This window comes from Alicyclobacillus sp. SO9, assembly GCF_016406125.1.
Classification (GTDB): Bacteria; Bacillota; Bacilli; order Alicyclobacillales; family Alicyclobacillaceae; genus SO9.
The window spans coordinates 1,015,020-1,028,448 of the sequence record NZ_CP066339.1 but is presented as its reverse complement, the minus strand read 5'-3'; the positions used below and the strand labels follow the sequence as shown (position 1 = coordinate 1,028,448).

Annotated in this window: 12 protein-coding genes; 1 reads left to right on the top strand and 11 read right to left on the bottom strand. The window is 47.0% G+C overall.

The window, feature by feature from the left end:
• Positions 1-211: 211 nt before the first annotated feature.
• Positions 212-1,633: a glucoamylase family protein gene (locus GI364_RS04585; protein ID WP_198852521.1), complete on the top strand. Its 1,422-nt coding sequence runs from the start codon at positions 212-214 to the stop codon at positions 1,631-1,633.
• Between the two features lie 151 nt (positions 1,634-1,784).
• On the opposite strand, the gene GI364_RS04580 is transcribed toward GI364_RS04585, so the two are convergent.
• The 11 genes from GI364_RS04580 to GI364_RS04530 form a co-directional block, all read right to left on the bottom strand.
• Positions 1,785-2,609: a creatininase family protein gene (locus GI364_RS04580; protein ID WP_198852520.1), complete on the bottom strand. Its 825-nt coding sequence runs from the start codon at positions 2,607-2,609 to the stop codon at positions 1,785-1,787.
• A gap of 96 nt (positions 2,610-2,705) precedes the next feature.
• The gene (locus GI364_RS04575) at positions 2,706-4,127 is read right to left on the bottom strand and encodes an aldehyde dehydrogenase family protein (protein WP_198852519.1); all 1,422 of its coding nucleotides are present in this window, start codon (positions 4,125-4,127) and stop codon (positions 2,706-2,708) included.
• Between the two features lie 50 nt (positions 4,128-4,177).
• The gene (gene gabT / locus GI364_RS04570) at positions 4,178-5,536 is read right to left on the bottom strand and encodes a 4-aminobutyrate--2-oxoglutarate transaminase (protein ID WP_198852518.1); all 1,359 of its coding nucleotides are present in this window, start codon (positions 5,534-5,536) and stop codon (positions 4,178-4,180) included.
• Between the two features lie 128 nt (positions 5,537-5,664).
• A complete protein-coding gene (locus GI364_RS04565) occupies positions 5,665-6,471 on the bottom strand; it encodes a transporter substrate-binding domain-containing protein (RefSeq protein WP_198852517.1) in 807 nt (268 codons plus the stop codon).
• A gap of 83 nt (positions 6,472-6,554) precedes the next feature.
• Entirely contained in the window at positions 6,555-7,280 is a 726-nt protein-coding gene (locus GI364_RS04560; protein ID WP_198852516.1) for an amino acid ABC transporter ATP-binding protein, read from the bottom strand.
• Positions 7,280-7,984, bottom strand: coding sequence for an amino acid ABC transporter permease (locus tag GI364_RS04555; protein ID WP_198852515.1), 705 nt, complete (start codon positions 7,982-7,984; stop codon positions 7,280-7,282). Before GI364_RS04555 ends, GI364_RS04560 begins: the two co-directional genes overlap by 1 nt.
• Positions 7,985-8,153: 169 nt before the next feature.
• Positions 8,154-9,314 carry a thiolase family protein gene (locus GI364_RS04550; protein ID WP_198852514.1) on the bottom strand — a complete coding sequence of 387 codons (1,161 nt, stop codon included), beginning with the start codon at positions 9,312-9,314 and terminating at the stop codon, positions 8,154-8,156.
• Between the two features lie 22 nt (positions 9,315-9,336).
• Positions 9,337-10,629, bottom strand: a complete 1,293-nt coding sequence (locus GI364_RS04545) for a peptidase (RefSeq protein WP_233096008.1) — start codon at positions 10,627-10,629, stop codon at positions 9,337-9,339.
• A gap of 41 nt (positions 10,630-10,670) precedes the next feature.
• A complete protein-coding gene (locus tag GI364_RS04540) occupies positions 10,671-11,333 on the bottom strand; it encodes a 3-oxoacid CoA-transferase subunit B (RefSeq protein WP_198852513.1) in 663 nt (220 codons plus the stop codon).
• The gene (locus tag GI364_RS04535; protein WP_198852512.1) at positions 11,303-12,016 is read right to left on the bottom strand and encodes a CoA transferase subunit A; all 714 of its coding nucleotides are present in this window, start codon (positions 12,014-12,016) and stop codon (positions 11,303-11,305) included. The genes GI364_RS04540 and GI364_RS04535 overlap by 31 nt, the downstream gene beginning before the upstream one ends.
• Positions 12,017-12,085: 69 nt before the next feature.
• Positions 12,086-13,420: an aspartate aminotransferase family protein gene (locus GI364_RS04530; protein WP_198852511.1), complete on the bottom strand. Its 1,335-nt coding sequence runs from the start codon at positions 13,418-13,420 to the stop codon at positions 12,086-12,088.
• Between the last annotated feature and the right edge of the window lie 9 nt (positions 13,421-13,429).

The following is a 13,429-nucleotide window of genomic DNA, read 5'->3' as shown; positions in this document are numbered from 1 at the left end:
GAGACTATTTTAGTTTCAAGTAGCAAATTCAAGGTCGTTCCAAAGGAAATAGTTGCTGCCACTGGATTTAATGATGCCGTCGACCAAAAATCGAAACGTTTCTATTCTTGTCCTTGCTCACTTAACGCGTATTTCTGTATCAGTGATTGTCCTATGGCTGGAAAGGAGGCCTTGGCAGGACCCTTAAAGAATATACGAAGGAGGACTCTATATGCGTTTGAGGAATACCATTCATTCGAAGAAGACCATACGGTTGAAAACATTGTTGAGCAAGAAATCTGCTTTTGCAGCACTCTTTGTCGGTTCAATGCTATCTTTAACAGGCACCCCCCACGTTGTTGATGCGGCTGCCATTCGCAACCCTCATGATTCTTACCGTAACTTGAATCTCTATAACGTCGCCAAGTCTACATGGAACTTCTATGTAAGCGCTACACAGACACCTACTGGGCTTCCCGCAGACAGGATTGATATCACTTCAACTGGGCAAAAATTGTCTACCTCTACGAACGATACCAACATAGGGATGTACCTTGTAAGTATTGCAGCAGCCAAAAACCTGGGCATCATTCATGAAAGAGAAGCTGCGAGACGACTTGCGAAAGTTCTTTCGGAACTACAATCATTACAAAAATACAAGGGATTCTTTTACGATTGGTACAGCACAACAAACGGTAAGCCGAGTCAAAAGTTTGTCTCAACTGTAGACGTCGCTTGGCTGGATACTGGATTAATCATCGACAGTAAAACCTTTCCTCAATTTAAACGTCCGCTCACAAGAATGCTAAAACAAATGAACTTTTCCTTGCTCTATGATACATCACTCAACCAACTCTACGGCGGGTACACGGTTGGTCAGGGGCCCACGGGATATACCTTCGGCAACATCAATACGGAAACCAGGATTGCAGATTACATCGCCATTGGTAAACGGAACCTTCCCAGTAAACTCTGGTTCGGGGTGTATCGGACACTTCCAAAATCATGGACCTGGCAACAGCAGACACCCGTTGGATACTACGCCACTTACGATGGTGTTAAGGTATTCGAAGGACATTATAGTTGGGACGGAATTAAGTATGTCCCAAGTTGGGGAGGCAGCATGTTTGAGTCTTTAATGCCAACTCTGTTCTTAAATGAAAAAGGGCTCGCGCCGCGGGCACTTGGTCTAAATGATAAGAGGATGGTACAACTTCAAATCAAATACGCTCAGTCGAAGAACTATCCCGTCTGGGGGATTTCTCCAGCCGCTCTGCCAAACGACGGGTACGGCGTGTTTGGAATCCCACAGTTAGGGAGCGCAAACCCTCCCTACCAGGAAAACGGTACCATTACTCCTTATGCCAGCTTCCTTGCCCTTCAGTTTGCGCCTAGGCAGGCTTTGAGAAATATTTATAAGTTGAAGACAAACTATCATATGCTTGGCAAATACGGATTTTACGATTCTGTCAATGTTCATACATCGACTGTAACGCATTCTTATTTAGCACTGGATGAGGGAATGATTTTGGCATCGCTGGACAATTATTTGAACAGGGATGCCTTAATTCGAACCTTCAATCGTAGTTCCATCGGAAGACGGCCCCAACACCTGCTGTCGGAAGAGAAGTTTTCAATTACATCAAATCACTGACCGTCTACATCCAATCACTGACCGTCGCCAGAGCATCTTGTCTCTTCATCATGTAAGCCCTTGGTTTTAGTTGATAGTAGAGTTCCAGTTCGTCTCCGTATTGAACACAATTCGCCGTCCCCTGTACGGGGACGGACTGATATTTGGCATCCTATTCGAGATGATTCACTCGCGAGTTGTAGCTCCTCGTCTTATAAATCGATACGAATTCGACTAATCCATCTACGGCAGCATTCATCAGCATCTCACCAAACGCTTTGGTAGCACATGTTGGGTCCCCGAGCACTCCTGTTTCGGAAATGGAACTCCAGTACGGCATCATTACCACCGGTTTTCCATCACCACTTCCAACGAGATCTAACCAAAAGTATTTTTCTTGTTCGTACTTGTCCAAATCCCGTCTAGCCAGATCCATCTTAACTAAATCGTCCCTAATAGCGAGATACATAGCAGTCTCAAGTTCGCCCGCATGATTGATACCACCCGGATTTTCGGAACGCCTGTTTTTGTTGGCCACTTCGACAACAGGCTTCAGGTCCCAATGAGAGATAGCAGCACACATGACATCTGGATAAGCTAGGATTGTCTGTCTCGCAGCTACTTGCAACAGCGAGACGTTACTACCGTGCCCGTTAAAGAGCAGTATTCTTTTGAAACCCTGGTGGGCCAAGCTATTGCACACGTCAACAACATACCGAATAAAGGTTTCTGCTGTAATGGATATCACGCCTGGAAAATCCATCTGATGAGGGGCATACCCATGAATGATGGGAGGAACCACTACTATTTCCCCTGGAGACTTTTCTCCCGCTCTGCGTGCAATTTCATCTGCCAAGACAAGATCAGTGTTTACAGGAAGATGATATCCATGCTCTTCAATCATGGCCACTGGAACCACGGCCACCCTGTCTTCCTTTATGACTTGCTTTATTTCCGGCCATGTCATTTCACCAAACAGAAAGCTGCTTGTCGTCATTTGCTCTCCTCATTTCTATTGAGAGTTCACAAATCATCCCGTCAATGATGAGAACTCTCGACTTTGCTTTACTCCCTTAGACTCCAGCCCTGCAAACTAGTTCCGGTTAAACACGACCAGTTTCAGTTCTGTCATCTCTTCCACAGCGTACTTCACACCTTCACGGCCTGTTCCGCTTTCCTTGACTCCACCGTATGGCATGTTGTCCACGCGAAATGTCGGGATGTCGTTCACCATCACGCCTCCTACATGCAGTTGCTCCGCTGCGTCGAATGCTGTGTGAACATTGTCGGTATAAATACCTGCCTGCAGCCCGTACCGGGAATCGTTCACCTTGTCGATGGCTTCCTGGATAGAGGCCACTTTGTTAATCGAAACAATCGGTGCGAACACTTCGTTACAACACACTTTCATGGTGTTCTCGGAGTGAAGAAGGACTGTCGGATACAAGATGCCGTCCTCACCTACACCCCCTGCGGCAACTTCAGCTCCGCCTTCGTGGGCTTCCCGAATCCAATCCATGGCCCGGTCTACATCGGCCCGGGTAATCATGGCCGAAACGTCTGTGCCAGGGTCAAGGGGATTGCCCACTTGCAGTTTCGCCGTCTCCTCCTTGAACCGCTCCACAAAAGTATCAAACACACCTTCGTGCACATAAATGCGCTGCAGCGAAATACACACCTGGCCCTGGAATGAGAATGCGCCTGTCACACACCGATTGATGATTTTGTCCACGTCAATATGGTTATCCACAATCAGTGCCGAATTGGATCCAAGCTCCAAGGTCACACGCTTCAACCCAGCCTTGTTGCGGATCCCGATGCCCACACCGGGGCTGCCTGTGAAGGTAATCATACTGACACGACTGTCCTTCACAATCTGCTCCCCGACGACAGAACCTCTGCCTGTCACCACATTCAGTGCGCCTTTCGGCAACCCGGCCTCTTCCAGAAGTTCTGCCAGAAAAAATGCGGACAGCGGTGTTTGGTTGGCCGGTTTCAGGACAATGGTGTTCCCGGTTGCAATGGCAGGTCCAACCTTATGAGCCACTAGGTTCATGGGGAAGTTGAAGGGCGTAATAGCCCCCACGACACCCAACGGTTCACGGACTGTGAAACCCATGCGGCCTTCCCCGCCGGGTGCTGCGTCCAAAGGCACCGTCTCACCGTGGATACGCTTCGCTTCTTCGGCTGCAAATTTATAGGTCTGAATGGTCCGGGCAACTTCACCCTTGGCGGTTTTCAATGGTTTAGCAGCTTCCGTCGCGATAATCTCCGCTGCCTCATCTGCCCGGGTTTCAAATAGATGAACCAGTTTCTCCAGAATGCTGGCCCGCTGATGAGCAGGCATTTTCGCCATGACTTGCCGTGCTGCATCAGCTGCAGCAATGGCCTGGTCCACTTCCTCCGGCACAGCCTCGGGAATCTCTGCAATGACGGACCCGTCATAAGGTGACTTCAGTTCCACGTACTTGCTGGCCTCGACCCATTCACCGTTGATAAACAGTTGCTTTTTCACCCTGCACCGCCCCTTTCGTTACCACTTGATGATCCCTCGTTCCTACATCCCTAACTCCCTGCAACCTCGGCGAACGCTTGTTCCATGGCGTCCAGTCCTTCTTCCAACTGCTCGTCTGTGATGACCAGCGGGCTGAGGGTCCGTATGACGTTGCTGTACAAACCTGCACTGAGCACCATCACGCCGTTCTGATAACACGCCTGAATAATGCGACTTGTCAGTGCCTTGTCGGGTTCTTTGGTTTCGGGGTCTTTGACGATTTCCAATGCGCACATAGCACCTAAGCCGCGAACGTCACCGATAAAAGCATACCGGCTTTTCAGCTTTTCAAAGCGTGCCCTAATCTTTTCGCCAATCACTGCCGCTCTGTCCGGCAGATGATCCTCTTCCATCATCTTAATCACTTCAAGGGCTGCAACACAACCCAGCGGGCTGCCGCCGTAGGTCCCGCCAATTTCACCAGGACTCGATGCATCCATGATGTCTGCACGGCCCGTGACAGCACTCAGGGGCAGGCCGGCGGCAATCGATTTGGATAGAGTAACGAGATCGGGAATCACATCAAAGTGTTCCATAGCAAACAGCTTTCCCGTTCGGCCGAATCCGGTCTGAATCTCGTCTGCAATCAGCAGGATGTCGTATTTCTCGCAAATCCTCTTCACACCTTGGACGAAGGCCTTGGACGGGACCACAAATCCGCCCTCACCCTGCACGGGTTCCAGGATGACTGCAGCTACATCTTCAGGGGCCACTTCGGAGAGGAAGAACTCCTCAAACTGGGCCAAAACTTGCTCATCCACTTGCTTGGGCGTGACACCAAATGGCGCCCGGTAGTAGTAGGGATAACGCATCTTGTAGGTTTCCGGTGCAAAGGGACCAAACTGGTATTTGTAGGGTTTCACTTTGCTGGTCAGGGACATGGTGAGCAGGGTTCTGCCGTGAAATCCCCGTTCAAAGGAGATAATGGCTTTTCTGCCTGTATACTTCCGTGCAATTTTGACCGCGTTTTCCACCGCTTCTGCACCACTGTTTAAAAACAACGTCTTCTTTGCGTGGTCTCCCGGTGTCAATTGATTCAGCTTCTCTGCAAGCTGGATGTACGGCTCGTACATCATGACATTGAATCCTGTATGGAGGTATTTATCGAGTTGCTGCTTTAACGCATCCACCAATGCCTGGGGACGGTGACCCACATTCAAAGTGCCGATGGCTCCGGCAAAATCGATGAACGTGTTTCCATCCACATCAGTAACAAGTGCTCCTTCGGCTGTTTCGGCAAATGTCGGAACGGTGTTGGATACACCGCGCGGCACATGTTTCTTTCTCTCCTCCAACATTGCGGCGGCCTTCGGTCCCGGAATCGACGTGTTCAGTTGAATAGAGTTTTGCTGAAAAACTTTAGCTTTCATTTAAGTCCCTCCTCCAAAGTTCAATGCCATGAACGTACGCCGTGTAGAGAACCTTCACCCTGACCGGATTGAATTTTATGATGATTCTAACTACTTACTTTAATCAGCTACAGATTTAACCTTATCAGTTAGCTTTTCTTAGTAAAAGCAGGGTCATTTAACAGGTTCACGCCAAAGTACTGTTTTGAAATTTTAGCGTAAGTACCATTTTTCTCAATCGCTTTGAGTGCTTTGTTAATCTTCGTCAATAAGGAGGTATCACTCTTTCGGACTGCAATCCCCGCATAAGCCAAGTTCAAAGGCTTTCCAGCCGGCTGAACTTTGATGTGTGAGTGTTTGATAGCATATTGGCCCACCAATTGGTCAGTAATAACTCCATCTAAGCGGCCAGCAGCCAAGTCCTTTAGAGCATAAACATCACTACTATAACCATGGACCTTCGCCTGGGTTGTGACGGTTTTCGCGATTTTCGCAAAAGTACTGCCAGTGTCCACCCCTATACGTTTATTCTTTAAACCCTGCAGACTGGTTACACTGTTGTTTCCTGCTTTTACGAAGATTTGGGTTCCACTGACGTAATAGGGCTTGGAGAAACTCACTTCTTTCTCTCTCGCTTTCGTAATGGTCATACTACCCACTATGGCATCATACTTTTTGGCCTTCAGGCCGCCTATGATAGTTGCCCATGGATTAGTGACGGGCTTGGGTTTCATTCCCATCTGCTTAGCAATTGCATCTCCAATTGCAACATCAAATCCAGTCAGTTTTCCGTTTTTGTCTTTGTAGTTAAATGGCGGGTACTTACCACTCATCCCAAACGTGAATGTCTTTTGTGCTCCACTCCCAGATGTGCTATTGCCTCCATTTGTTCCGCAGCCGGCTGCCGTCAAGACTAATGCCAAACTTACCATACTAGTAACGATATACTTCTTCATAAGTAAACTCCCCCTGTGTCATCTTTATGCTAATCCGCAGAAGCGGTAAAAGCTGTTTTAATTAATCTGTATCCCGCCAAGTTTTAGTGCAAAACCTTACTAAAGAATTGACTTGCCTCTTTACTTTGCGCCTGCTCTAGTACCTCCTGCGGTGTTCCCTCTTCAAGAATTCGTCCCTGTGCCATAAAAACAACGTGATCGGCAACTTCTCTGGCAAATCCAATCTCGTGTGTAACGACTACCATCGTCATTCCGTCTTTCGCTAATCGTTTCAATACACTCAGCACCTCTCCAACCAGCTCTGGATCTAACGCTGATGTAGGTTCGTCAAACAGCATCACTTTAGGTTTCATAGCCAAAGCCCGCGCAATAGCTACGCGTTGCTTTTGACCGCCTGAGAGAGAATGAGGATATACATGAGCCTTATCGGACAAGCCGACGCTGTTTAAGAGTTCAAGGCCTTCTTCTCGAGCTTGGCTCTTCTTTACCCCTTTAACGTAAATTGGTCCCTCACAGACGTTTTGAATGACTGTACGATGAGGAAATAAGTTGAAATGTTGAAACACCATACCTATGTCTCGGCGAGCCATGTTGATTTTTCGGGTATCGGAATGAAGTTCGTGACCTGCAATACTAATGGTCCCTTCGTCTATCGTCTCAAGGCCGTTCATGCAGCGAAGCATGGTGCTCTTACCAGAGCCGCTTGCTCCCAGAACCACAACGACTTCTCGTTGAGCTACATCAAGGTCAATTCCTCTGAGAACTTGTACGGAATCAAAACGCTTATGCAAATTGCGAACGGAAATCATTACGCCACACCCTCCTCAGATACAATGTGAAATGACGTTGTCGTTTTCCTTGTGACATCGAGCCGTCTCTCAGCCCACTTTCCAAGAAGAGTAAACAAGAGGGTCAAGATTAAATAATAGATCCCTGCTATGAGAAACCATTCTGTCGGTGCATAAGTACGAGAGTACTCGCCGAGTGCTACGTTATAGAGTTCCGACACGCCAATGTAAGCGACCAAGGCAGAGTCTTTCAGTCCTATAATGAATTGGTTTATGGTAGGTGGAATAGCGTTTTTGATAGCTTGGGGAGCAATGATCCTTCGCATTGCCATGTATTTATTCATACCAATGGCACTAGCTGCTTCATGCTGACCTTTGTCTATGGATTGAACTGACCCGCGCAAAATCTCTGACAGATATGCACCGTTGTGGAAAGCCAAGGCAAATGCACCCGCCGTAAAAGCATTCAAGTTAATGTGAAATGACTGGTCCATAGCATAGTATAGAAACACAATTTGTAGAATTAATGGAGTCCCACGAATTAACCACACATACAATACATTTAGCCAAATCAGCACTTTAAAACGCGAGAGAGCAAACAGAGCAAACACCGAGCCGATAATCATAGCAAGCAGCAGCGACAAAGCTGTAACCTCAATGGTAATACGTGCCCCGTTAACAAATAACGGAAACGATTGTATAAAGTCATGAAAGAAATGTATCAATGCCAGTCCACCCCTTTACAGTATTGAAATCTGCCATATGTGTCATCCTAAGCTTCAGCCCCGTTCATTTGTTTGAGTATTCAGATTCAAAAGTTGGAGATTCAATTGCTTGAACAGCTTTATTCTCTAATGGGCGAGTCCGAGCGCCTTTCAGCATAAATAATTACCTTTAGTACCTTTCAAACAGTGTCGCTATCCCCTGACCACCACCTATACACATCGACACAAGTCCAGTCTTCAAGTTAACCCTTTCCATTTCATAAACCAGTTTTGTAGCTAAAATTGCCCCTGTTGCACCTATAGGATGCCCGTGGGAGATGGCACCACCGTTGACGTTGACGCGATCCCAGTCTAATTCCAATTCTTTTCCACACGCTAAAACCTGAGCCGCAAATGCTTCATTCAATTCGATTAACTCTATTTCACGCATTCGCTTGCCTGATTTGTCTAATAGTTTCCGAATCGCCGAAACGGGGCCAATTCCCATCAAGTTGGGATCTACTCCGGTAACGACTGTAGTGCCCACTGTAGCAAGCACCTTTAATCCCAAATCATCAGCCTTCTTTTTTGACATCAAGACGATTGCAGCTGCACCATCATTGATACCAGAGCTGTTACCTGCGGTAACGGTCCCGTTAGATTCAAACGCTGGTTTAAGGGTTGAAAGTTCCTGAATTGAAGTACTTCTAGGGTGCTCGTCTCTATCAAACCACTGTGATTCTCCCTTGATTTTAGGTACTTCAATTCCGACTATTTGTTCTTCGAAACGATGCGCTTTAATCGCCTCAAGCATTCTTTCCTGACTCTTCAATGCGTAATTGTCTTGTTCTTCTCTCGAAATGCGGTACATACGTGCTAGATTCTCTGCAGTGACACCCATAGGCGGATTTCCCAGAAATTCTGGAGACAGCTTTGGCGCGTAATACTGAGGGGGGCGCCGGTCGTATGCCCTCCCGGACGGCAATTGCACATAAGGGCGTTGCGACAGGTTTTCCGCACCTCCGACAACATACACGTCGCCTTCTCCGGCCCGAATTAAAGATGCAGCCAGACTAATGGAATTGAGACCTGATGCACATTGCCTGTCTATGGTCACCCCAGGCACAGTGACTGGTAGTCCGGCCTCAAGACCAGACAATCTGGAGAGATTCGCATCTGCTGAGAAACAGTTCCCGAAGATAAGGTCGTCAATCTGGTTGACATCCAACTTAACCCTAGCAATTGCCTCCCTGATTACGGAAGCAGCTAACTTGTAAGCAGGTATACTGGCAAGAGAGCCTCCAGATTTTCCTATTGCTGTACGTACTGCCGATACAATCACGGCTTCCACTACAAATCACCTACTTATCAGACTAACTGCTTGTGCCGCACCACTCGATAAGACTCACAGCTAAAATCTCGGAGCATTTCATCACCTTATCAATTTCCACATATTCATTGGGAAAATGGGCTATTTCAGTTACACCCGGCCCAAATATCACAAAAGGAATGTCCCTCATGGTTTGCATAAGACCACCATCTGTACCCCATGGCGAAGCCTTTAAAGTTGGTTCTTCTTGTATTACATCTCGATAACCTTGAACAATAGTACGTACAATCGGGTGGTCTTCCCCAACTTGCCCAGGTAACCACCGAGCACCAAACCATTCAATCACGGGAGTATTGTCCTTTAACCAAGAGTCTTGTTGTGCCGCCTGCAATACCGAGTCTTCCAATTCTCTTTTAGCCTGTTCCAGGGTTTCATCAGGAGCTATGCCCATGCGTCCTTCCAGTTCTACGTTATCCGGAACACTTGAGGGCCAATCTCCTCCTTTTATCACCCCAACATTAATTGGAATGGGAATCGGAGCATCTTTGTAAAACGGGTCTGTAATTCTTGCGTTTCTAACATTCTCCAAGGATTGTACTGTGCTCAAAATATACATAGCTTTCTCAATGGCACTAATCCCTTCATAGCGAGTACCGCCATGGGCTGAACGACCTTTAATTTTAATTCGAAACCACATGGAACCTTGTTGTTTGGCGAATATATGAAGATTAGTTGGTTCCGGGATGATGGCAGCGTCGGCTGTATAACCTCGCATAAGAGTCGCTAATGTACCTGCTCCGCCACTCTCTTCATCAATTACACTTTCAAGAATCACATCGCCCATGAGCTGTACATTAAGATCCACTAGGCATTGCAGTGCAATGATAGACGCCGCTAGTCCTCCCTTCATATCAGTGCTTCCTCGACCGTACAAGCGATTTTCTAAGATCTTTCCAGACCATGGATCCGTTTCCCACTGAGAAACGTCTCCAATTGGCACAACGTCTACGTGACCATTCAAGATGATTGAGCGTGCGCCGTCTTGCTCTGGATTTGCACCTTGCAGAACACCTACCACATTTGGACTGTTATGAAACTGGGTCCGCGAACCACAAAAATGTGGATTTGCATGCATATCAGCACTGTCAGGTTCCCAGACATCCACTTTAAGTTTCATATCCTCGAGCGTCTTTGCAATAAAGTGCTGAATCTTTTTCTCATTACCTTCTAAACTAGGAATGCGGACCATCTGCTGTAGCAATCGCGTGTTGTCGGCATAGTGACTTTCAATCCACAGCTTGATTTGTCCCTTAATATCCTGCATAGGTTCCCCCATACTTACCATCTCCTTTCTGCATTCATTGGAAAGACTACTGTCTAGCTGAAATAATCTATTGCGTCATGTAACTCCAGCGGCGCATCAGTCAACCTTAGCACCTCCTCAATCGTTGTACCGCAAGCGACCTCCCTTAGCAGCAATTTCCCGCCTGTAACCTCAATGACTGCCTTGTCAGTGATGATGAGGTCCACACACCTTCGTGCAGTTAATGGAAAGGTACATTCTGTCATAATTTTTGAATTACCAGCTTTATCTAAGTGTTCCATTACAATAATGACTCTTCTTGTCTTCTGGGTAAGTTCCATTGCCCCGCCCATGCCTGGTACACGTCGTCCGGGCACTACCCAACTGGCAATGTCACCTCTAACGCTAACCTGTAATGCTCCTAAAACAGTAATGTCTAAACGCGAACTCCGTATGATTCCAAAGGCAACAGTACTATCGAAGAAGGAAGCACCCTGACTAACGTTCACTGGCAGTCCACCAGCATTGCACATATTCTCATCTTCCGCCCCAGTCTCCGGTGTGCCGCCGTATCCGAGAACTCCGTTCTCTCCATGAAACACAACGTTAAGATCTGGAGATACGAAATTTGACACCATTGTAGGAATTCCGATACCCAGATTCACTATCATACCTGGTTTTATCTCTTGTGCTGCTCTCCTCGCAATCATTTGTCTTTCCTTTGTTCCCAAACCCACTTCCAGTTCACCCCTTTACTACGAACTATTACGTCCACAAACACACCGGGTGTCACAATTTCCTCGGGATCTAAATCTCCTAACGGCACAATTTCATCAACCTCGGCAATAGTAGTTGAACCCGCCATGGCTACCAGTGGGTTAAAATTTCGAGCCGTTTTGTTGTACACTAGGTTACCGAAGGGATCTGCCTTCGCAGCATATACGATGGCAACGTCTGCAGTGAGAGGTGTCTCTAACAGGAATTTCTCACCGTCTACCATAACGACTTGCTTATTTTCCTCAACTTGTGTTCCTAGCCCGATATCTGTTAGGATCCCACCTAATCCCACGCCACCGGCACGAATTCTCTCTGCAAGAGTGCCTTGGGATGAGAACTCAACCTCAAGTTCACCGAGATTCATTAAGTCACCCGCATTAGGATTGGAGCCAATATGGGAGGTAATGAGTTTCGAAGCACGCCTGGCAGTCACTAGTTTCCCTATTCCAATATCAGGAAACCCAGAATCGTTACCAATAAGAATCAGGTCTTTTACACCAGCCTCGTAAATTGCATCGATTAACGACGGAGGGCTGCCAATTCCTCCAAAACCACCGTACATCAGCCTGATGCCGTCACGAATCAGCGTTAGAGCGCTGTTTAATGACATGATTTTTCCATACGTGTTATTTCCGGTTCTCATAGCCTCACTCTTTCGACAAACATCACTTTTTATCACCTAAAGTCAGAACACCATGGTAGAATTGGCTCTTCACAAATGTTGTTCAACTTCAGCAATGGATTTTTGCAGTATATCTACGAGTTCGTCAACTTCACTACGTGAGATCGTTAGAGGTGGCGCAATCATCATTGCGTCACCGGCGCTGCCGTTAATTGCTCCAGTTGCCGGATACGCTATAAGTCCATTGTTGAAGCACGCTTGGAGCATTTTGTCTGTCAAGTGACTGTCTAATGTGAATGGCTCTTTTGTCTTCTTATCTCGTACGAATTCGATGCCACACATCAAACCAATGCCTCTTACGTCGCCAACCCATTTTGACTGTACTTTAATTTCGTTTAATCCCTGAAGAAGATACTCGCCTTGCTCATTTGCGTTTGAGACCAAGTCGTTTTCTTCAACATAACGCACTACGGAGAGTGCAGCAGCGCAGGATAACGGGTTGGCACTGTATGTATGTCCACCCATAATGGAACCGGAATTGCTGCGAATGGTATCGACAATACTGTCACTCACAACGGCGGCAGCAATCGGACTGTAACCGGCACTCATTCCTTTTCCCAATGTCATGATGTCTGCTACCACTCCCCAGTGCTCCATCGCAAACATTTTTCCGGTTCTACCCAGTCCAGTCATAACTTCATCAGCGATTAGGAGAATGTCGTATCTATCACAAATTTCACGTATGCGTTGGAAATAACCGTCAGGGGGAATAATTACTCCTCCGGCAGCACCAATGACCGGCTCGGCAATGAATGCGGCAACATTTTCCGAACCCGCTCTTTCAATGGCTGTCTCTAATTCCTTTGCGTACCTTTCGGCCACCTCCGAACTGTCACCTTGGTAAAGGCTTCTATACAAATACGGAGGAGAGATAACCGGAAGGTCTTGTAAGAGGGATGCAAAGCGCTTTCTTCTAATAACATGGCCGGACATTGATAACGCTCCGTTGGTTATGCCATGATAGCTAATCCACCTTGATATAATCCGATTTTTACTTCCGCAGCCCCGTTCCTGCCAGTACTGAACGGCCAGCTTCATTGCAGTCTCTGTCGCTTCTGAACCACTATTTACAAAAAAGGTTTGATTTAAGTGCCCCGGGGCGAGTTTAGCGAGTGCTTCAGCCAATTCCTCAGCTGGTTGGTTCGTAAAATGTCCCCTATGCACAAAGCAAACCTTGTTGCCCTGTACCATCATGTCATTCAGAACTTGTTCTACGCCGTGTCCAATAGCACTTGTTATGGCCCCAGACGATCCATCGAGATACTTTTTCCCGGATGTATCAAACAGATAGATTCCTTTACCATGAGAGACAACTGGATATGTTTGATTGAGATTAGGCTTTATAAGATAAGTTTGTTCACTCACAATAGGTGC

Bases quoted from the DNA above. Each gene is read 5' to 3' on its own strand.
- GI364_RS04580 (WP_198852520.1), bottom strand. From the start codon at position 2,609: ATGACGACAAGCAGCTTTCTGTTTGGTGAAATGACATGGCCGGAAATA.
- GI364_RS04565 (WP_198852517.1), bottom strand. From the start codon at position 6,471: ATGAAGAAGTATATCGTTACTAGTATGGTAAGTTTGGCATTAGTCTTG.
- gabT (WP_198852518.1), bottom strand. From the start codon at position 5,536: ATGAAAGCTAAAGTTTTTCAGCAAAACTCTATTCAACTGAACACGTCG.
- GI364_RS04535 (WP_198852512.1), bottom strand. From the start codon at position 12,016: ATGAGAACCGGAAATAACACGTATGGAAAAATCATGTCATTAAACAGC.
- GI364_RS04545 (WP_233096008.1), bottom strand. From the start codon at position 10,629: ATGGGGGAACCTATGCAGGATATTAAGGGACAAATCAAGCTGTGGATT.
- GI364_RS04585 (WP_198852521.1), top strand. From the start codon at position 212: ATGCGTTTGAGGAATACCATTCATTCGAAGAAGACCATACGGTTGAAA.
- GI364_RS04560 (WP_198852516.1), bottom strand. From the start codon at position 7,280: ATGATTTCCGTTCGCAATTTGCATAAGCGTTTTGATTCCGTACAAGTT.